23 protein-coding genes are annotated in these 19,156 nt (G+C 65.6%); 8 read left to right on the forward strand and 15 right to left on the reverse strand.

Annotation, left to right across the window (positions count from 1 at the left end; all coding sequences use genetic code 11):
- Positions 1-6: 6 nt before the first annotated feature.
- Entirely contained in the window at positions 7-291 is a 285-nt protein-coding gene (locus tag ACFR99_RS07340; protein ID WP_390285847.1) for a DUF5808 domain-containing protein, read from the forward strand.
- A 146-nt stretch (positions 292-437) separates the two neighbouring features.
- Here ACFR99_RS07340 and ACFR99_RS07345 read toward each other — a convergent pair whose 3' ends face one another.
- Positions 438-2,108: an NADH-quinone oxidoreductase subunit D gene (locus tag ACFR99_RS07345; RefSeq protein ID WP_390285849.1), complete on the reverse strand. Its 1,671-nt coding sequence runs from the start codon at positions 2,106-2,108 to the stop codon at positions 438-440.
- Positions 2,109-2,191: 83 nt separating this feature from the next.
- Between ACFR99_RS07345 and ACFR99_RS07350 the strand changes: the two genes are divergently transcribed.
- From ACFR99_RS07350 to ACFR99_RS07365, 4 genes are all read left to right on the forward strand, one after another.
- Positions 2,192-2,842, forward strand: a complete 651-nt coding sequence (locus tag ACFR99_RS07350) for a helix-turn-helix domain-containing protein (protein ID WP_390285851.1) — start codon at positions 2,192-2,194, stop codon at positions 2,840-2,842.
- Positions 2,843-2,896: 54 nt separating this feature from the next.
- Positions 2,897-3,448, forward strand: a complete 552-nt coding sequence (locus ACFR99_RS07355; protein ID WP_390285853.1) for an XTP/dITP diphosphatase — start codon at positions 2,897-2,899, stop codon at positions 3,446-3,448.
- A gap of 146 nt (positions 3,449-3,594) precedes the next feature.
- Positions 3,595-4,014 carry a universal stress protein gene (locus ACFR99_RS07360; RefSeq protein ID WP_390285855.1) on the forward strand — a complete coding sequence of 140 codons (420 nt, stop codon included), beginning with the start codon at positions 3,595-3,597 and terminating at the stop codon, positions 4,012-4,014.
- A 73-nt stretch (positions 4,015-4,087) separates the two neighbouring features.
- Positions 4,088-4,507 carry a universal stress protein gene (locus ACFR99_RS07365; protein ID WP_390285857.1) on the forward strand — a complete coding sequence of 140 codons (420 nt, stop codon included), beginning with the start codon at positions 4,088-4,090 and terminating at the stop codon, positions 4,505-4,507.
- Between the two features lie 57 nt (positions 4,508-4,564).
- Here the strand turns inward: ACFR99_RS07365 and ACFR99_RS07370 are convergent, their stop codons facing one another.
- Positions 4,565-5,059, reverse strand: coding sequence for a universal stress protein (locus ACFR99_RS07370; RefSeq protein WP_390285859.1), 495 nt, complete (start codon positions 5,057-5,059; stop codon positions 4,565-4,567).
- 142 nt (positions 5,060-5,201) lie between these two features.
- Here ACFR99_RS07370 and ACFR99_RS07375 point away from each other — a divergent pair, with 142 nt between their 5' ends.
- Positions 5,202-5,840, forward strand: a complete 639-nt coding sequence (locus ACFR99_RS07375) for an SOUL family heme-binding protein (protein WP_390285861.1) — start codon at positions 5,202-5,204, stop codon at positions 5,838-5,840.
- 46 nt (positions 5,841-5,886) lie between these two features.
- Here ACFR99_RS07375 and ACFR99_RS07380 read toward each other — a convergent pair whose 3' ends face one another.
- Positions 5,887-6,375 carry a DUF2267 domain-containing protein gene (locus ACFR99_RS07380; protein WP_390285863.1) on the reverse strand — a complete coding sequence of 163 codons (489 nt, stop codon included), beginning with the start codon at positions 6,373-6,375 and terminating at the stop codon, positions 5,887-5,889.
- A 140-nt stretch (positions 6,376-6,515) separates the two neighbouring features.
- Between ACFR99_RS07380 and ACFR99_RS07385 the strand changes: the two genes are divergently transcribed.
- Together ACFR99_RS07385 and ACFR99_RS07390 are read left to right on the forward strand one after the other, a co-directional pair.
- Complete coding sequence (locus ACFR99_RS07385; protein WP_390285865.1) at positions 6,516-7,220, forward strand: DUF2270 domain-containing protein; 705 nt, start codon at positions 6,516-6,518, stop codon at positions 7,218-7,220.
- 65 nt (positions 7,221-7,285) lie between these two features.
- Positions 7,286-8,161: a universal stress protein gene (locus tag ACFR99_RS07390; RefSeq protein ID WP_390285867.1), complete on the forward strand. Its 876-nt coding sequence runs from the start codon at positions 7,286-7,288 to the stop codon at positions 8,159-8,161.
- Positions 8,162-8,168: 7 nt separating this feature from the next.
- On the opposite strand, the gene ACFR99_RS07395 is transcribed toward ACFR99_RS07390, so the two are convergent.
- The 12 genes from ACFR99_RS07395 to ACFR99_RS07450 form a co-directional block, all read right to left on the reverse strand.
- Positions 8,169-8,621 carry a universal stress protein gene (locus ACFR99_RS07395; protein WP_390285869.1) on the reverse strand — a complete coding sequence of 151 codons (453 nt, stop codon included), beginning with the start codon at positions 8,619-8,621 and terminating at the stop codon, positions 8,169-8,171.
- A gap of 115 nt (positions 8,622-8,736) precedes the next feature.
- The gene (locus ACFR99_RS07400) at positions 8,737-9,867 is read right to left on the reverse strand and encodes a guanosine monophosphate reductase (protein ID WP_390285871.1); all 1,131 of its coding nucleotides are present in this window, start codon (positions 9,865-9,867) and stop codon (positions 8,737-8,739) included.
- A gap of 95 nt (positions 9,868-9,962) precedes the next feature.
- Positions 9,963-10,436: a DUF7384 family protein gene (locus ACFR99_RS07405; protein WP_390285873.1), complete on the reverse strand. Its 474-nt coding sequence runs from the start codon at positions 10,434-10,436 to the stop codon at positions 9,963-9,965.
- A 140-nt stretch (positions 10,437-10,576) separates the two neighbouring features.
- Positions 10,577-11,683, reverse strand: a complete 1,107-nt coding sequence (locus tag ACFR99_RS07410) for a putative sulfate/molybdate transporter (RefSeq protein ID WP_390285875.1) — start codon at positions 11,681-11,683, stop codon at positions 10,577-10,579.
- Positions 11,684-11,885: 202 nt separating this feature from the next.
- The gene (gene rpsJ / locus ACFR99_RS07415; protein ID WP_004215311.1) at positions 11,886-12,194 is read right to left on the reverse strand and encodes a 30S ribosomal protein S10; all 309 of its coding nucleotides are present in this window, start codon (positions 12,192-12,194) and stop codon (positions 11,886-11,888) included.
- Positions 12,195-13,457 carry a translation elongation factor EF-1 subunit alpha gene (gene tuf / locus ACFR99_RS07420; protein ID WP_390285880.1) on the reverse strand — a complete coding sequence of 421 codons (1,263 nt, stop codon included), beginning with the start codon at positions 13,455-13,457 and terminating at the stop codon, positions 12,195-12,197. It abuts the gene before it with no gap.
- Positions 13,458-13,896: 439 nt separating this feature from the next.
- Positions 13,897-14,844: a homoserine dehydrogenase gene (locus tag ACFR99_RS07425; protein ID WP_390285882.1), complete on the reverse strand. Its 948-nt coding sequence runs from the start codon at positions 14,842-14,844 to the stop codon at positions 13,897-13,899.
- On the reverse strand, positions 14,841-15,413 hold the full coding sequence (locus ACFR99_RS07430; RefSeq protein ID WP_390285884.1) for an amino acid-binding protein: 573 nt from the start codon (positions 15,411-15,413) through the stop codon (positions 14,841-14,843). Before ACFR99_RS07430 ends, ACFR99_RS07425 begins: the two co-directional genes overlap by 4 nt.
- A gap of 241 nt (positions 15,414-15,654) precedes the next feature.
- Entirely contained in the window at positions 15,655-16,650 is a 996-nt protein-coding gene (locus ACFR99_RS07435; RefSeq protein WP_390285886.1) for a sulfite exporter TauE/SafE family protein, read from the reverse strand.
- 8 nt (positions 16,651-16,658) lie between these two features.
- A complete protein-coding gene (locus ACFR99_RS07440) occupies positions 16,659-16,808 on the reverse strand; it encodes a DUF7512 family protein (protein WP_465260895.1) in 150 nt (49 codons plus the stop codon).
- Between the two features lie 434 nt (positions 16,809-17,242).
- Positions 17,243-17,608 carry a NifU family protein gene (locus ACFR99_RS07445; RefSeq protein WP_390285890.1) on the reverse strand — a complete coding sequence of 122 codons (366 nt, stop codon included), beginning with the start codon at positions 17,606-17,608 and terminating at the stop codon, positions 17,243-17,245.
- 60 nt (positions 17,609-17,668) lie between these two features.
- Positions 17,669-19,099: an LVIVD repeat-containing protein gene (locus ACFR99_RS07450; RefSeq protein ID WP_390285892.1), complete on the reverse strand. Its 1,431-nt coding sequence runs from the start codon at positions 19,097-19,099 to the stop codon at positions 17,669-17,671.
- Positions 19,100-19,156 lie beyond the last annotated feature (57 nt).

Here is a 19,156-nt window from a genome sequence, read left to right on the forward strand (position 1 = left end):
CCGGCCATGGCAGACAAGCCGACTTCCGGTGAGATTCTTGGGGTCCCGTATAACTTCGAACGACCGAGCATCGGCCGCATGCTCTCGGCGTACTGGCAGCCCGGCGAAGGGATGCTCGTCGAGAAACCGTTCGGCGTCGGCTACACCCTGAACCTCGCCAACTGGCGGTCTTGGATCGTCGTCCTCGTCGCCGGCGGCCTCCTGTGGCAACAGGAGAAGGGATCGACCGGCGAGAGCGAGGACCGAACGGACGAGCCCGTCGAGGTAATCGTCGACGAGACCGACGACTGAGACGGTCTACTGTACCGAGTTCCCGGTAGGACCGCAGAGCGGTGGCAGTCCCACCGGCACTGACGTACAGGAGTCCGTATGAGCACAGTCCCTGCTGTTTCTCGAGGCCGCGTTTGCGACTCCGCCACTCACAGGGGGATGTCGCATCAGCGGTCGACTTCGCCCATGATACAGTCGAGGCTGCCGATCGCCGCGATGAGGTCGGCCACGTACTCGCCACGGGCGAGTTCGGGCAGCGCGGAGAGGTTCGAAAAGCAGGGGCTGCGGATCTTGAACCGGGCTGGCGTGTCGGTGCCATCCGCCCGGATGTAGATGCCGAGTTCGCTTTTCGCTCCTTCGACGGCGCGGTAGGTCTCGGTATCGGCGTCGGGTTTGAGCGTCCGGGGGACGTTACTCTGAAGGGTCCGGTCGTCGTCCGGCCACTCTTCGAGCAGGTCCAGACACTGGTCGACGATTTTCGCGGACTCCTCGACCTCGCGCAGGCGGACGAGCACCCGGGCGTAGTTGTCGCCGTCGGGTTCGGTGACGACGTCCCACTCGAGGTTGTCGTAGTAGCCGTAGGGATCGTCCCGGCGGAGGTCGTAGTCGATGCCCGATCCGCGAGCGACGGGGCCGGTACAGCCGTACTGTTTGGCGGTCTGCGGCTCGAGTACTCCCGTGCCGACACACCGGCGCTGGAAGATCTCGTTGCCGGTCAGCAGGTCGTGGTACTCCTCGATCTTGGCGGGCAGTCCGTCGAGGAAATCCCGACACTGCGCGATAAATTCGTCTCGGGGCTCGGGCAGGTCCCAGGCGACCCCGCCGAGCCGGAAGTAGTTGAACATCATCCGCTGGCCGGTCAGGGCCTCCAGGATGTCGAGAACGAGTTCGCGGTCGCGGATGGCATACTGGAAGGCGGCGGTGAACTCGCCGACGATGTCGAGCGCGTAGGTGCCGACGGCGATGAAATGCGAGGCCAGCCGCGAGAGTTCGGCACCCATCGTCCGGATGATCTGGGCGTACTCGGGGACCTCGATATCGGCGAGGTCCTCGGCGGCGCGGGCGTAGGCCCACTCGTTTAATAGTCCCGAGGAGACCCAGTCCCACCGATCCGGATAGGGCATGATCTGGTGGCGATACGTCGACTGCTGACACATCTGCTCCTCACAGCGGTGGATGTAGCCGATATCGGGCTCGACGTCGACGACCGTCTCGCCGTCCAGCACCGCCTCGACGTGCAAGACGCCGTGAGTCGACGGGTGGTGGGGCCCGATGTTCAGGAACATCGTCTCCGATTCGGGACGCCGCTCGTCGCCCGCGATGGGATTTGCGTGTTCCGAGAGGGTGACGACCTGTGGCTGGTCCTGGTCGTAGGACAGCGAGAGTGGGTGGCCCTGCCAGGTTTCTGGCAAGAGAATGCGCTGCAGATCCGGATGGCCCTCGTACTCGATGCCGACGAGGTCGTAGGCCTCGCGTTCGTGCCAGTCGGCGGTCCGAAAGACCGGTTCGGCGGACTCGCTGACCGGGTCGTCGATCGGAGTCGGGACGACGACCGACACCTCCTGAGTCGGATCGGCGTAGGACTTGAGGTGGTAGATCGTCTCGAACCGGTCGGGATACTGCTGTGCGGTGACACAGGAGCAGTGATCGAACCCTGTTTCGTCGCGCAGCGTCGCAAGCACTGCCTGGACCGCGTCCGGTCGGATCACGATCCCCGGCGCGTTCAGGTGGTCGTCACGGGCGAGGACGGCGTCGCCGAGCAGGGCGGCAAGCTCGACATCCCTGCGCGAATCGGCCGCTTTGGACGGCCGCGACTCGAGCGTAGCATCCGATGACATCGTCCGTGATTCGAACGGCTGAGACGAGTCAATTCTGCGACAGTCGCTAGGCTATTTATATACGCACGCCGGATCATCTGGCCGTGAAGACCGTTCGGCTCACGCTCCGGCACGACGCCGAGACGATCCATCCGATGCACCGATTCGTCGCCGACAGCGACGCCTTCGACGCCTATCGGATGGTCCACGGGAACTTCGCTGGCGACGACGACAACGCCTTCATTTTTCACGTCGTCGGCGATCCGGACGTCTACAAGGCTGCTCTTGCGGACACCGATCGCGTCCACGACTACGAACTCACGCGAACTGGCGATCGCTCGTTTACCGTCTACGTGCGCGACGTTCCCGAGGGGATCGACAAACGGCTGCTCGAGCTGTTCACGGAGGGGAGTCTTGTCACGTTACCGCCACTGGAGTACCGCTCGGACTGGACGGTTCGCTTCTCGGTCGTCGGCGACCCATCGGACATTCGGCAGGCGCTCGAGGGCGTCCCTGATGGAATCGAGACGACCGTCGACCGCGTCGGCGAGTACGACGGCAGTGACGCCGCAGTCGGTGCGTTGACTCCCCGCCAGCGCGAGGCACTGCGGGTCGCCCGCAGCCTCGGCTACTTCGACGTCCCTCGCAGCGCGAGCGTCGAAGACGTGGCCGCCGAACTCGAGTGTGCACCGGGGACGGCCGCCGAACACCTCCGGAAGGCAGAAGCGACGGTGATCGACGCCCTCGAACTGTGAGGGGGCCGCAGCGCAACCGACGAGGCTTTGCCGCCGACGCACCCTCGCTCGCACATGGCCATTCGATTCGTCACCGGCAACGAGGGGAAAGTCCGCGAGGCACGCGAGTATCTCGAGGGGCTCGAGCCCGTCGAACAGGTCGAATACGACTACACCGAGGTCCAGAGCGACTCGCTTGCGGAGATCGCAGCCCATGGGGCCCGCGAGGCGTTCGAACACCTGGGACGCGACGAGCCGGTACTGGTCGACGATGCCGGCCTGTTCATCGACGCGCTGGGGGGCTTCCCGGGGCCGTACTCGGCGTACGTCGAGGACACCGTCGGCGTCGAGCGACTGTGGCGGCTCGCGAAGACAGAGGAGAACCGCCGTGCGAAGTTCCGGACTGTCCTCGCGTACGCGGACGAAGACGGGACGGAGACGTTTTCGGGCTCGGTCGCCGGCACGCTCGTCGCCCCTCGCGGCGAGGGCGGGTTCGGCTACGACCCGATCTTCGAGTACAACGGACAGACGATGGCCGAGATGAGCACCGAGGAGAAGAACGCCATCTCTCACCGCGGGCGCGCGCTCGCGGCGTTCGCGGAGTGGTACGCCGACCGCGAGGCGTGATCGACTCGATCCCCTGGCCTGATACGGTCTGCTATCACTGGTTCCCGGCGCACCCGCATGGCGGGTCGCGGGTGCGCGGAACGGACTCAGAGGAGTCCGTATGAAACCTATAAGCGCCAGTCGGTGGTGGGAGGAGACGCGCCGGCATGTACGATACGATCCTCGTTCCAACCGACGGCAGCGATGCGGCGAACCGGGCGATCGAACACGCGGTGAGCCTCGCTCGTACGTTCGACGCCGAACTGTACGGGCTCTACGTCATTGACACTCGACGCTACGGGGAACAAGCGCTCGGAACCAGCGGGGGCGTTCTCGAGGAACTCGGGGAACGGGGCCGTGAAGTCCTCGCCGACCTCGAGGAGCGAGCGGACGCCGACCACGTACCGGTTACGACCGAGGTGATCGACGGTCGACCGTCGTCGAAGATCATCGCGTACGCGGACGAGGTCGACGCCGACCTGATCGTCCTCGGCAACCGCGGACTCGGCGGTGGTCTCGAGGGAACGATCGGCAGCAACGCCGAGCGCGTCGTTCGGTACGGGGATCGGCCGGTCATTACGGCCTGACACTCGGGATCGTCGACGTATCATGCGGCGGCGTGTGAGCTATTTCCCCCGTTTCCGCGTGCATACTGTCACGATGTACGATACGATCCTCGTTCCAACGGACGGCAGCGACCCGGCGAACCGTGCCGCCAAACACGCGCTGGCGCTGGCCGAACAGTACGACGCTCAGGTCGACGCCCTCTACTGCGTCGAGACCCACCGCTACGGCGAACCTGCACTCAGCAGCGCCGAAATCGTTCTCAACGATCTCGAGGAGCGCGGTCAGGCACTGCTCGACGACCTCGCCGATCGCGGCGACAACTACGGTATCGAGGTCTCGACGTGTCTCTGCCACGGCCGTCCCTGGGAGGAGATCCGCGCGCGGGCCGACGACGTCGACGCGGACCTCATCGTGATCGGCTATCAGGGCCAGAGCCACTCCCGTGGCGGCAAGATCGGCAGCGTCGCCGAACGCGTCGTCCGAGCGGCTGACCGGCCGGTGTTGACTGCCTGATCGAACGCCGCGTTCACACCGAGACGCGAACAGTCACCGCTCGAACCTCGAGCGACGCTACTCCGATTCCGAGTCGGGGTAGAAGTCCGGGTGGGGTTCGAGACCCGAGAGCCGTGGCGGTGACGTCTGTCGGACGATGTGGACATCGTAGGTATCGTCGGCAGCGACGTGGACGCCGACGCTCGTCAGCGGCGTCACGACGCGGCCGACGTTGTCGCTGCCGAGGAAGACGACCGTCGGATCGTACTGCTGTGCCAGCTGTTCGATCCGGCCCGCCAGTCGTTGCTCGGGTGGGAACTCGCGGATCCGTTCGTACTCGAACGTGGCGTCGGGTGCGATCGATCCGACCTGCTCGCGAAGGGTCTCGACGACCGTGTCGATGTCGAACTCCTCGTCGGGACCGATCCAGCCCTTCTCGCGTGCGTAGCCTTTCCGCTCCGGGACGACGCTGACGGCTGCGACCGGTTCCTCGAGCGCACGACCGTACTCGACGGCCCGTGCAAGCGCTGCTTCAGCCAGGTCCGATCCGTCGAACGGGACGACGAACGTCATAGGGACAGCATCGACGGGGGTGACAGTAACGTTATGGGATCCCAACATCCGAAGTTGGACGCACCCGTCCCGAGCGTGGAGTCCTCGAGAGCAGCCGTAACTGCCCCGTGAGGCTTTGTCTATCGGAGTGATACCGGATCGTATGGGATCGATACGGCGGCTCTTGCTTGCGATCGGCGGCCTGCTCGCAGCGTGGATCGGCTGGGGTGTCTACGTCAGTCGGACGACCGAACGCGTGCCCGCGGAGACGCTGACACGATTCGATGGCGTCGAAATTCGGCGGTATCCGCGATCGGTGCTAGTCGAAACGACGGCCCCGGACAACCGAACGGCGTTCCGACGACTCTTTCGCTACATTTCGGGTGCGAACACGGGAAGTGAGAACATTTCGATGACTGTTCCGGTGACGACACACCGCGAATCGATCGCGATGACCGCGCCCGTCCGAACCGACGCCGCCGACGATGGCGTCACGATGGCGTTCTACCTCCCGGCGACGTACACACCCGAGACCGCTCCGATACCGACCGACTCCGACGTTCGACTCGTGGTCGAACCCGAACGCACGGTCGCCGTGCGGCGCTTCTCGTGGTACGCGACGGCCGACCGCGTCGATCGCCAGCGGAAGCGCCTGCTCGAGGCCCTCTCACAACGGGGGATCGAGACGCGTGGGCGGCCAGTGGTACTCCAGTACAACGATCCGTGGACGCCGCCGTTCATGCGGACCAACGAAGTGGCAGTCCGGATCGAAGCGTCCGGTAACTGGTCCCGTCCCGACTGAGGCCGGGCTGTGCAGCGACGGAGCCGATCGGACGACCGCGTTCGGTTCAGTCGTCCGACTCTTCTGCGCCGGGTTCCTCCGCTTCCGGCTGTGGCCCGCCACCGGTCTGGGCTTCCTCGGCCTCGCCCCAGCCGCCGGCGTCGACCACCTCGAACAACTTGCCCCAGTTCTCGTCGTCCTGTGCTTCGGGAAGCTGATTCCGGAGTTGCTCGAAATCGGACGGCGCCACCTGCGTCTCGACAAGATCGACGATCACACGGGCGTGGTAGGCTGCAGTCGACGGATCGGTCTCCTCGATCTCGCTGACTCGTGAGACGAACTCGCTCCAATCGAATCGCTGACCGTGATCGCTGACGGCACCGGTCAGGTACCAGCGGATCTCCATCGGGAGCGACCCCGCGAGATCCTCGGCTGCGCCGGCTGGGATCCGCTGGCCCAGCGTCATGAGCGTCGCGCGAATCGCCCGCACGGTTTCGCCGGTGCCCGGTAGTTCGAGTCGATGCTGGATCTGGCCGGTAAACTCGTCGAAGTTCATCCTCGTTCGCGTCCGACCACGATCACAGGTATAAACCCCTGTTCACACCCAGTGACCTGACTCGGCGACAGTGGCCCGCCGATCCGCTCGCGACGAAATCCCCGGTCTCTTTCGCCATCGCCTGAGTACGGTCTCCCACGATGGACAGTGAGTCGACAGACGACGGCGAGCCGACCGACTCCAAGTACCCCGAGATCGGACGTGGCCTGCTAGAAGCGGAGATGGGACCGAGCTCGAGTCTGGCCCACCTCTATCGGGGCGAGATCCACCGGATGAAGTTCTGGCGCGAGCGACTCGATCAGACGACCTACTGGGCGATCGTCATCATGAGCGCCATCCTGACGTGGACCTTCTCGAGCCGGAACAACCCCCACTACGTCCTCCTGCTCGGGGTCGCGGCGCTGACCGCGTTCCTGATCATCGAGGCGCGTCGCTTCCGTGGCTACGACATCTGGCGCGGGCGCGTCCGGACGCTCCAGAAGAACGTCTTCGCGTACGGACTCGACCCCTCGGCCGGCCTCGAGGATCCGGAGTGGCGCGAGAAGTTGAGTCGGGACTACCGACAGCCGGTCATCAAGATCTCTCTCGAGGAAGCGATCGCGCACCGACTGCGCCGGATCTATCTGGTGTTGTTCACGATCACGCTGAGCGCGTGGGTCGTCCGCATCGCGGCGTTCGCCAACCGGCCATGGCCCGAAAGCGCCGCCGTCGGTGACATTCCGGGTCTGGCGGTTACTGCAGCGGTCGCCACGTTCTATCTCCTCGCGGTGTTCGTTGCGCTGCGGAACCGAACGTGGCAAAGCGAGGACGAACTCCGCACGGAGATGGTCGGCCAGGATCGCTGAGTGCTGCGGTAAGTGACTGTCGACTGACAGTATACTGAAGGAGCCATCCGTTGAAGGACGAACCAATGTACGACCGTATCCTGATCCCCGTCGACGGCAGCGACGAGGCCACGCAGGCCGCACGCCGCGGTCTCGATCTCGCCCGGCAGTTCGACGCGGCCGTCGAGGTCCTCTACGTCATCGACCGGCGCTCGAGCACCCGGACGGCCGACGAGCAGGCAGACCTCCGAGAACGCGGCGAGGAAATCGTCGCTGAAATCGAGGCCCTCGCTTCGGACCTCGATCGGCCCGTGACGACGACGGTAACCGACGGCTCGCCCGCGGCACGGATCGCCAGACTCGCAGCCGAGTATGACGTGGGACTGATCGTCATCGGGCGACAGGGGATCACGGGACTGAGCAAACGGCTCCTCGGCGGCGTCACGGAAGGAGTCCTCAACCGGAGCGACGTGCCCGTCCTCGTCGTTCCGAAAGGCGACCAGTCGACCGGCGACTCGTCCGACTACGATCGACTGCTCGTGCCGACCGACGGGAGCGAAAACGCCACCCGTGCTGCCCCCCACGCTAGCGCCGTCGCAGGGCAGTACGGTTCGACCGTTCACGTCCTGAGCGTCATCGACATTCAGTCTGCCGGCGGCGCGTTCAGCGCGGGTGGCCTCGAGCAATCGTTCGTCGACCATCTCGAGGACGAAGCCAGCGAGACGGTCGACGACCTCGCGGCCGAGATCGACGCGGCTGCCGACGTCGAGACTGCCGTCGAAAAAACGTCACTCGACGGTGTTGCAGCCGAAATCCGTGAGTACATCGGGACACACGAGATCGACCTCGTCGTCATGGGATCGCACGGCCGGTCGAACCTCCGGCGACAACTGCTCGGGAGCGTCTCCGGGGATGTGCTCCGGTCGGTCGACGTGCCGGTACTGATCGTGACGCGGTCCTGAGGGCCGATTACGACTCGTCCGGTGGGTTCTCGTCTCGAACGACTGTCACCGTGCCGGGTGCGCGCCGGACGACCCGTTCGGCGACGCTGCCCAGCAGGAACCGCGAGAGGCCACGCCGCCCGTGGCTTCCGAGAACGATCTGATCGACGTCGTGGTCCTCCGCGTAGGAGACGATCGTATCGGAGACGATCCCGACCTCCGTCGCCGTCGTGATCTCGGTGTCGTACTCGCTGGCGATCTCCTCGGCTTTCTCGAGGACTGCCTCGGCAGCGTCCTTCGACCGTTCGAAGGCGTCGTCCGCGTAGAAGACACCGTCGACGCCGGCTGAGCCGGCCCAGTCGCGCGGATCGTTGACGTGGAGGACGTGGATCTCCGCGTCGTCGGCGTTCGAGAGCGCGTGATGTAATGCGGCGGTCGCCTGTGGCGATTCGTCGAACGCGACCAGGACTGTCGTTGTCATACGTGGTCCGTGGGCCGCCAGCGGCAAATCGCTTGAGGATTTCGACCCGTGGACTGGGAGAAGGACGGCACCGCGCTCGGTGTGTCCGGCCTGCCCTCGCCTCGCCAGTTTCGTCTCAGTCGTCTTCGGCTGACGCGTCCGCAACAGCAGACTGCTCCGACTCGGTCGCCTCGCCGTCGACGGCGCGGTCTGTGCTGTCGACGCTGACACCCTCCCAGTCGTGATCCGTGTGATAGCCCTCGCGTGCTTTTGCGCTCGGAGCGACGCGGATGAACTCGGCGTTCTCGCGGGCCGCCCGAATCGTCGACCCACCACAGTAGGAGAGCCCCGACTGAATGCCGGCACGGAACTCCGTGACGACGTCCTCGAGTGGCCCCTTGTACGGCGTCAGCGCCTCGACGCCCTCGTCGGCACGCACGTCGGCGTCTTTGTCGTCGCGCTTTTCGGCGGCGATCGTCGTCGCCATCCCCCGCGAGCGTTTGTATCGTGTGCCGTCGACTTCGACGACCGCGCCGGGCGATTCCTCTGTGCCGGCGAGGAGACTGCCGATCATCACAGTGTCGGCTCCCGCCATCAGCGCCTTCACCGCGTCACCGGACGTTCGAATGCCGCCGTCGGCACAGATCGTCACGTCCAGCTCGTCGGCCGCGTCCGTACAGTCGTCGACCGCAGTGAGCTGTGGGACACCCGCGCCGGCGACCTTCCGGGTGGTACAGTGCGAGCCCGGCCCGATGCCGACTTTCACACAGTCAGCACCGGCGGCCGCGAGGTCTTCGACACCGTTTGCCGTCGCAACGTTGCCGGCGACGAGATCCGTCTCGGGGAACGCCGCCCGGAGGCGCTCGACGGCCTCGAGCGCGCCCTCGAGGTGGCCGTGAGCCACGTCGACTACGAGCGCGTCGACGCCGGCCGCGACCAGCGCGTCGGCTCGAGCGACGTAATCCTCGTTGATCCCGATAGCGGCGGCGACGCGTTCGCCGGCGTCGACCACCTGCTCGACCTGTCTGGCCTGTTCCTCCGGCGTGAGAAAACGGTGGAGCACCCCGAGTCCACCGGCACGCGAGAGTGCGATCGCCAGCTCGGCCTCCGTGACGGTGTCCATGGCGGCGGCGACCAGCGGCGTCTCGAGTTCGATACCTGGCGTAAACGACGTCGAGAGATCCACGTTGCGTCGACTCTCGACTGGCGAGCGCTTCGGGACGAGAAGCACGTCACCGTAACTCAACCCGGTGCGAAGATCGTTCATGACCCCCTCTCGTTTAGGGATCGCGTCGGATAAGGGTCTCGCCGATTTTCGAGCTATGCGGCCGTCTTGCCGCCGCTCACCGTCTGGAACTGCGACTACGCTCGCGGATCCCGATCGGGGCCCGGATACGTGTCGCCTTCGACGACTTCGTAGAGACTCTCGGGATCGAACAACCCTGCGAACGCGTCCGGCGGTCGAATGCTGACGGAGACGCGAGGCTGGAGGGTGAGGCCGGCTTTCGCCGAGCGAAGCCGCTCGTCGTACGAGAGGAGCTGTGCCGCGTTACCCCGATAGGCTGAGGCCAGCGCGGGGTGGTCGCTTTCGGGCTGGTCGACCGCGACGCGCTCGGTCTCGAGGCGCTCCCGGTGGTCGGCCGCGAGGTCGGCGTCGGCAAGCCGCGTGACGAGCCGTTCGGTCTGGTCGAGCAGCGGATCGCTCGCGACCAGCTCGACCCAGGAGTGACGGCGAACGTGATCCAGCGCCTCGCGGGCGTCGCCGCCGACCAACAGATCCGCCGCGAGCACGTCGGCGTCCGCGACGACGCGAGCCGGATTCGGCGTCTCAGGCATCGTCGTCCTCCCGGATCGCCGTGAGTTCCGCTCGCACGGCCTCGAGGTCGCCGTCGTACTCCGTCCCGCGCTCGAACAGGTCGGCCCAACTCGGTGGCATCGGTGGCGATTGGGGCTGCGGGCTCAAAGATCGTCCGGCTTCACTCGCGTTGTCGCGAGAGCACCCAGAACACGACCGTTCCGAGGGCGAACGCAACGCCGACGTTGATGGCCAGCCCAACGACGCCGACCCCCGCGACGACTGCGAGCGAACGGGCGTCGGCAACGGGCTCGAACGCCGCACGACCGAGTTCGAGGGCGACGACGACGAGTAACGCGCCGAGGACGGCAAGCGGGAACGCAGTCAGGAGCGCACCGCCGGCCACGACTGCAAGCGCGAGGTAACCGATTCCCAGCAGGACGTTCGCGCCGCCGGTTCGCGCGCCGAAAGCGTACTTGCCGGCGAGGCCGCCGCTGCCGTGACACATCGGCACGCCACCGACCGGAATCGCCGTGAGACAGGTGACGCCCATACTCGTCGCAAGCGTGTCGGGTGAGACGTCCCGATCGTAGAGGTCGCCACAGAGCAGGGCAGTCGCAATCGCGGCGTTGCCGAGCGTCATGCCGAGCTGGGCGACCGTCCCCTCGAGCGCGGCCGCGCTGACCGACGGCCCGCCGGCGGGAAAAACGGTGAGTGCCGGCACCGCCGGCGTCGGAACGCCGGCCGTCACGACGGCGGCGATCCCACCGAGTCCGAGCACGACCAGCACGCTCGCCTGCCGATAGCCGACCAGCGCCAACAGGCCGACGACGGCGAGTCCGGCCACTGCGATGGGCACGTTCGCGAGCGAGAGATCGACGGCCGCCTCGAGCAAGAGCAGGGCCACGGCGAGTTGGACCCCACGGATGACCGGTTCGCCGACGACGCGCTGGAGCCGGCCGACGAGGCCGAGTCGGCCGACCGTGAGCAGTACGCCGCCGGCGACCAATCCGGCAGCGGCGAGTTCGGCGTAGGTTAGCGTCCCGACGATCGCCAGCCCGACCAGTGCCTTCATCGGCTCGACGGACAGCGGCAGTCCGTAGTAGATCCCCCAAATGATCTGGAAGACGCCGAAACCGACCAGCACGTGGGGCAAGGAGACGCTGGTCGTCGCGCCCAGTGCAACCAAAAGCGGCAACACCGTAACCGAATCACCTAGCGCACCTGCCAGTTCGCTCGCGGTAAACTCGAGGTCGGTATCGAGCGGTGATCCGACGGAGTACGACATCTATCCCGTGATACTGTCGGAGCGGCCTTGACTCTTGGCAGTAACCGCGATTGGTTTCTCTCACCCGCTCCACGTCGCCGGATTCGGTTACCGGCGTGCGTGCCAGCGCGGCCGCTTTCGGGACGAGCGATGCCGCCACAGCGGGCGCTATCAGACGGGCCTAAAAACGGAAAACTCGCACTCGAGCCGCGATCGAGGGGTCCTAGTCTTCGAGGACGATCTCGATCGAGACGTCGTTCGGCACCTGAATGCGCATGAGCTGTCGGAGTGCGCGTTCGTCGGCGTCCAGGTCGATCAGGCGCTTGTGGACGCGCATCTCCCAGTGCTCCCACGTCGCGGTGCCCTCGCCGTCGGGCGATTTCCGGGTCGGCACCTCGAGCGTTTTCGTCGGCAGCGGAATGGGTCCGCTCAGGTTGACGCCGGTGTTGTTCGCGATCTCGCGGACGTCGTCACAGATGTCGTCTAAGTCGTCGGGACTCGTGCCCGCGAGTCGAACGCGTGCCTGCTGCATTTATTTCTCGTCGACGCTCAGGACCTTGCCAGCGGCGATGGTCTGACCCATGTCGCGGATGGCGAAGCTCCCGAGTTCGGGGATCTCGCTGGATGGCTCGATGCTGAGGGGCTTCTGCGGTCGGATGGTGACCACAGCAGCGTCACCCGCCTGGATGAAGTCGGGGTTCTCCTCGGCGACCTCGCCGCTCGAGGGGTCCATTTTCTTGTCGATGGATTCGATCGTACACGCGACCTGTGCGGTGTGGGCGTGGAAGACCGGGGTGTAGCCGGCGGTGATGACCGAGGGGTGCTGCATGACGACGATCTGGGCCTGGAACGTCTCGGCGACGCTCGGCGGGTCGTCGGCGGGGCCACAGACGTCACCGCGGCGGATGTCGTCCTTGCCGATGCCGCGGACGTTGAATCCGACGTTGTCACCGGGTTCAGCCTTGGGCACCTCTTCGTGGTGCATCTCGATCGTCTTCACTTCGCCACCGACGTCCGATGGCTGGAAGGAGACGTTGTCGCCGGTGTTCAGGATACCGGTCTCGATACGTCCGACGGGGACGGTACCGATACCCGAGATCGTGTAGACGTCCTGAATCGGGAGTCGAAGCGGCGCGTCCGTCGGCGGCTCCGGCTCCGGCAGGTCGTTGAGGGCCTCGAGGAGGATTTCGCCGTCGTACCACGGCGTGTTGTCGGACTCCTCGGCGATGTTGTCGCCTTCGAACGCCGAGATCGGGATGAACGAGGCGTCGTCGGTGTTGAACTGGACCTGCTTGAGCAGCTGGTTGACTTCTTCGACGACCTCGTCGTACGTCGACTCTTCGTAGTCGACGATGTCCATCTTGTTGATGCCGATGATGAGTTCGTCGATACCGAGGGTACGAGCCAGGAAGACGTGCTCCTGGGTCTGGGGCGCGACACCGTCGTCAGCGGCGACGACGAGGACGGCGTTGTCCGCCTGGGATGCGCCCGTGATCATGTTCTTCACGAAGTCGCGGTGGCCAGGACAGTCGACGATGGTGAAGTCGTAGGCGTCCGTCGAGAACTCCTGGTGGGCGATGTCGATGGTGACACCACGCTCTCGCTCTTCGGCGAGGTTGTCCATGACGTAGGCGAACTCGAAGCCACCCTTGCCCTTCTCTTCTGCTTCTTCGCGGTGCTGTTCGATGACGTGCTCTGGTACGCTCCCCGTCTCGTAGAGGAGTCGTCCCACGAGCGTACTCTTCCCGTGGTCAACGTGACCGATGATGGCCAGGTTCTGGTGTTGGTCGCTCATTGTTGTAGCTCACGCGCAGAGGCGCTTATATCGGTCTCTTTGGCTCGTTGCGGTTAAAACCATTTCGAAAGCGTATTCAGTCGATCCCGACGCCGTCTTGCGGTTTGGCTAGCATTCACACGCCACAGAACGTTCGATCCCGGCCGACGGCGGCGGGTCGATGGCGGGCTCGAGGGCCTGTTTCCCGACTCCAGCGCGACACACGTCTCGGGCGCGGTCGGCGACTGGTCGGGACTGATACTGTTAGACAGAGGTCCATACGAAGCCGGTCGCGAATTCGCGGCCGGCTCAACCGGAGACGGCCGCAGCAGACCGATCTTCACGTCGTTCCGTCCGGCAGTATGATCACGTGCGACCGGTACAACTCGTCTCGTCCGACAGACAACAACCGGTAGTGAAGCGGGGTATCCAACAGCAAAACGAGCACGTCGTGATCGCGTTACAGTGGTGGGAGTCGACCGACGTCGGAGAGCACCGCCGTCGCCGTCTCCGGGCCGCCGGCGCCGCGCCCGCTCGTGTGGAGCGATCCTGCGTGCCGGGTCTCGATCTGGACGATGTTGCGCGTGCCGGTCACGGCGAGCGCGCCGTTTTCGGGGACGAGTCGCGGGCCGACGCGGACGCCGTCGCGGGTCGCCTCGCCGATGAGCCGGATCGTGCGGCCGTCTTCGGCGGCGAGATCGAGCGCGCTGCCCGGGATGTCCTGGATGCCGTCGACCGTCGCATCCTCGAGAGCAAAGCCACCATCAGCGAGCACGTTCGCGAGGATGACGAACTTCAGGGCGGCGTCGGTGCCGTCGACGTCGAAGGTCGGGTCAGCCTCGGCGACGCCCAGATCCTGTGCTTCGGCGAGGACGTGGTCGTAGTCGAGCCCCTCGGCGGCCATCCGCGTGAGGATGAAATTCGCGGTCCCGTTCAAGACGCCTCGAACCGCGGTGACGGCCTGGGGCGTACAGTCCTCGATCGTCGAGAGGATCGGAATCGCGCCGCCGACGGTCGCCTCGAAGCGGATCGAACCCGCGCTCTCGGCCTCGAGTGCGCGCAGTTCCTCGTAGCGTTCGGCGACCGGGCCCTTGTTCGCGAGGACGGCGTGACGGTCGGCCTCGAGCGCACGCTGGACGTGGGAGAAGCCGGGTTCGGCGTCGCCGAGCGTCGTCGGGGTCGCCTCGATCAGTACGTCGTAGTCAGTCGCGAAGACGTCCTCGGGAGCGGCAGTGCCGACGGCCCCGCCGCCGACCTTTCGCTCGAGGGCGTCTTCGACGGCGATGCCGTCCGGATCGACTGCGGCGCTACTGGAGTCAGCGAGTGCGACGACCTCGTGGCCGTACTCGCCGGCGAGATCAGCGACCGAGCGGCCGACGTCACCCGCACCGAGAATTGCGAGCTTCATGCGGTCTCACCCCCGAGTAGGGGTTCGACGACGGTCAAGTCCTTCTCCGTGCCGATCGAGCGGATCGCTGCGAGCGCCTCCGTGGAGCGACCGGAGTTGATCGCGAGTCGCGCGCGGGCGCTCGCGACACCTTCGGTGCCGTCGGGCGACGTCACCGAGAGATCCTGGACGACGGCGTCGGCCTCGTCTTCGATCCGCGAGAGGGTGTTCGAGAGATCGGTCTCGATGAGGTGGCCGACCAGCACGACGCTGATCTCCTCGCCGTAGTGTTCTTCGCCGGCCTGAATGACGTTGACGCCGGCATCGCGCAGCGCGTCGACGATGCCGTCGAATCGGTCAGGGGGACACTCCATGTCGACCTCGACGGGGATGTGCCCGCGAGGCGTGATGTTGCCGCGTTCGTGGTGGATACTCAGCAGATTGCCGCCGTTGTCGGCGATTGGTGCGAGCGCGCGGAGTAACTCGCCGGGTTCGTCGACGAGCTCGAGCCGGACGGTATAGGCGCGGACGCCGCCGTCGGTCTCGGCGTCGGGATCGTCCTCATCGCCGGACTCGGGTACGTTACCCATCGACGTCACCTCCTGCCTGCAGACAGTTACTCATCATGGTGTACGAGTCCGTAATGGGCGCATAAAAGGATATAGGACTTCCCAACGGTCTCGCTCTGTCAACGAACAGCACGGCGTAACTGAACGTCATTGCACCCGATCGCACGACGGGAGCGCGGTTCCAACCGAGCTCCGTGAGCGAGACCCCGGACGGTGCGGTCGGTGTGTCAATCAGTTTGATTGGAGGCAGTCATCGTCCCACTCAATCTGCGGCGTGAACCGATTCGGCAGGCTCGTTCTCACGGATACTCTGAATGCTCGCCCAGATGACGGCACCGCTGACCAGCAGGGCCGACCCGAAGATGAGCGCCTGACTGAGACGGTTCAGAACCACCATGTCGTAGGCGTTCCCGAGGTTCCGGCTGGCCACCGCAGCCGACCCCGCCAGCAACATTGCGGCGAAGTACTCGGTGATGTCGTCTTCGTTGACGAGTGCCGTCGCGCCGGCGCCGATGCGGGCACCCATTGCGCTCCCTGCAAGCAGGGGAAGGACGATAGTGAGGTCGAGCGCGCCGGATTGGGCGTAGGTGAACGCGCCGAACGCGCCCGAGGCCGTGATCTGGAAGACGTCGGTTCCGACCGCGACCGCGGCGGGGACGCCCAGCCCGTACATCATCGCGGGCATCAGCAGGAAGCCGCCGCCGACGCCGAGGAAGCCCGAGAGGATCCCGATGCCAAACGCCATCGCGAGCGTCACCCACAGCGACACCTCGGTACCGCCCTTGATGGAGACCATGGGTGGGAGCTCGATCGACTGGAGCTTTTTGGCGAGTGCGGGTTCCTCGTCGTCGCTCGAGTCCTCCGCACGGGCGTCCCGAAGCATCAACAGCCCGACGACCGCCAGCAAGCCGATATACGAGAGGCTCACAATGAGGTCGGCGAAGCCGAGTCCCTTCAGGAGATAGACGACTTCCTTCCCGACCTCGATGCCGGCAGTCATCCCCACGATGAACATCAGGCCGAGTTTGTAGTCGACCTGGCCGTGGTCACGGTGGCGAAGCGCCGCGATGACCGAGGTCCCGAACACGAACGCGAGTCCGCTCCCGACCGCGGTCGTCGAGTCGTACCCCATCACGAGTAGCGCGGGCGTGACGAGGAACGAGCCACCCATTCCGAAGAACCCGAACAGGGTTCCGATGAGCAGACCAAAGCTGACGAACAATCCGAGTTGCCCCGCCGCGATTCCGAACAGTTCCATCGCCACGACTAGGTCCCCCCGAGGACGCGTTTGAGCGGCCCGCTCAGCGCCGTCGTGAGCGCCCCGTAGACGACGTACAGCACCATCGCTTCGACGAGGACGGCACCGACGCCCGTGATGGCCTGTCCGGTCGCGCCCAGTGACTCGAGTCCGATCATCGTTCGATCACGCTGCTCTCGCATGCCCGTGTCGGCTGCATCGATAGCGACGCCTCAACCCGTCCTGGTTTAATAGACTTGTGGGTGCCGCGCAAGATAGAATACGCATAGGTTCGGAATCATGTCATATAGGATAGCCATAACTTATCGAACCTGGAGACTCGTGCCCGAGATGCAAATCTTACCGCTATCTATGACGGTCTGTACTCGCGCGCGTTCCCGCCTTGTCGACGATTACAGCAGTGTCTGGCCGGCAGCTGTGGTATCCCTCGAGGGGGCGGACGCGTCGTCGATACTGACACCGACGACTCGTACAGACGAGCCGACGCTCGTTCGCCGGCTGTCGCCACGTCGGACACGAGACTGGTCGCACTCGCGAGACCGCCGACTATCGAACAGATACGATCGTCGATCGAAGGCCTCGAAAACAGCGCTTACAGGTGGTCTTTGCCCGGGTTCGACGATCCCCAGTCGCCGCGACCGCCTTCGGTCCGATCGATCCCCATGATCGATTCTGGCTGGTCGGGACCGCCGAGACTATCGCGTGCGTCGGGCACCCGAACCGTGACCTCGTCGATTTCGGGCCACGTGATCAGTTCGGCCTCGATGTTGCCCGTCGTCACGTCGCTGACCGAACAGCCCTTGCAGCCGCCGCCGAGTTCGATAATGACCTCGCCGGTCTCGGGGTCGGCCGCCCGCACCGCGCTGGTGCCGCCGTGCATCTGGATGATCGGCATCTCACGTGCCAGCCACTGCTCGACGCGCTCTCGCAGCGACGGCTCGCCCTCGGAGTCAGTCATGTGTCGTGCTAGACGCTCGAGCGGGGTATACCTTGGGTCGGGCGGCCGAAATCAGCCGAATTAATCCTGAACGTTTCTGCGCCGCCGGAGCCACTCGAGCGCGACGCCGCCACCGACGAGGCCGGCGGCGCCGGTGAAGCCGGGTATCGTATCGGCGGCCTCGTCATCATCGCTGGACGCGCCCGAATCGTCGCTCGCCCCCCATTCGTCGGGATCGTCCAGGGGTGGTGGATCGGCCTGCTCGCCGGCTTCGGCCGGGAAAGTGTAGAGCGCGCCCTCGAGCGACGTATTGGGGATCGCCTCGGTGCTCGATGCGATGAACGTCTCGCCGGGGTCGACCACGCGTGCCGTCCAGAACCCCGTCTCGGCCGGGTCGCGCCACCAGGCGAGCCGTTCGGGGGCGGTGGGATCGGAGACGTCGTGGATCTGGACGCCGGCCCGATACCACGACGAGTAGAGCCGGTCGCCGCGGAGTTCGAAGTTGTGTGAGGTCGTCCAGGTCCCGCCGCGATAGGATTCGTCGTCGGTCCGTGGCGCGTCGATCGATCCCCGATGTACCGGGTCCGTCGGATCGCGCACGTCGTAGAGGTCGATCCCGCCCGGATGGTCGGGTTCGTCCCCGCCAGTCGCCCACGCCTCTCGGCCGACCGCCATGAGGTCGCTGCCCTCGTCGACCGCCGCGTAGTGATCGTTACCGGGCAGCCCGTAGACGCCGTCCCGATAGTCGTCGGTCTCGCGTTGGGCCTCGAGCGTGGTGTCCGCGACGTGGGTGACGTAGGTGGGGGCGGTCGGATCGCTCACGTCGAGCAGGTAGGTCCCGGCGTTCCAGTAGGGGAGGTAGGCCATCTCGTCTTGCACGTAGACGTCGTGGAGATAGCGACCGAGCCAGTGGACGTCGCGCCAGCCGGGCTCGCGGTCCAGCAGTGACCAGTCCCCGACCCGTGTGAGCTCGTCGTCGCCGATGTCGACGATCACGAGCCGGTTGTCCTGTTGCGTGTTCTCGACGAGAAAGAGCAGGTCGTCCTCGAGATAGCAGTTGTGAACATGGGACCCCGTTTCGTAGGCGCCGGTCGGGACCGGCTCGGCGGGATCGCTCACGTCGTAGCGTCGAACACCCAGATACAGGTCGCTCGAGCGGGCGGTTTCGGCCGGGCCGGCGACGATCAGTCGGTCGCCGTCGACGGTCAGATCGAGGAGCTGTGTCAGCGACGCGCCGTCGATCGCGATGTCGCGTTCCTCGGCGAGAATCGTCGGCTCGGCGGGATCACTCACGTCGACGACTGCAAACCCGGTCGTCGCGGCGACGTACGCGATCCCATCGTCGCCGACGACGGCCTCCGCAGCGCCGGTGATGGGAACCTGTCCGAGCGGTTCGTATGGTTCCTGTTGCTGGGGTCTCGCGGTAGTCGATCGGGATAGCACGGCCATCGACGGCAGGGACAGACCAAGTCCGGCGACACCGCCCTTCGTGAGGAACGCTCTCCGCTCCATAGTTGGAAGAGCGGATACAGATACATAGAAGATGGTGTACTCGGCAGCGGACACCGC

It is taken from the genome of Haloarchaeobius amylolyticus, assembly GCF_042678045.1.
Classification (GTDB): Archaea; Halobacteriota; Halobacteria; order Halobacteriales; family Natrialbaceae; genus Natrinema; species Natrinema amylolyticus_A.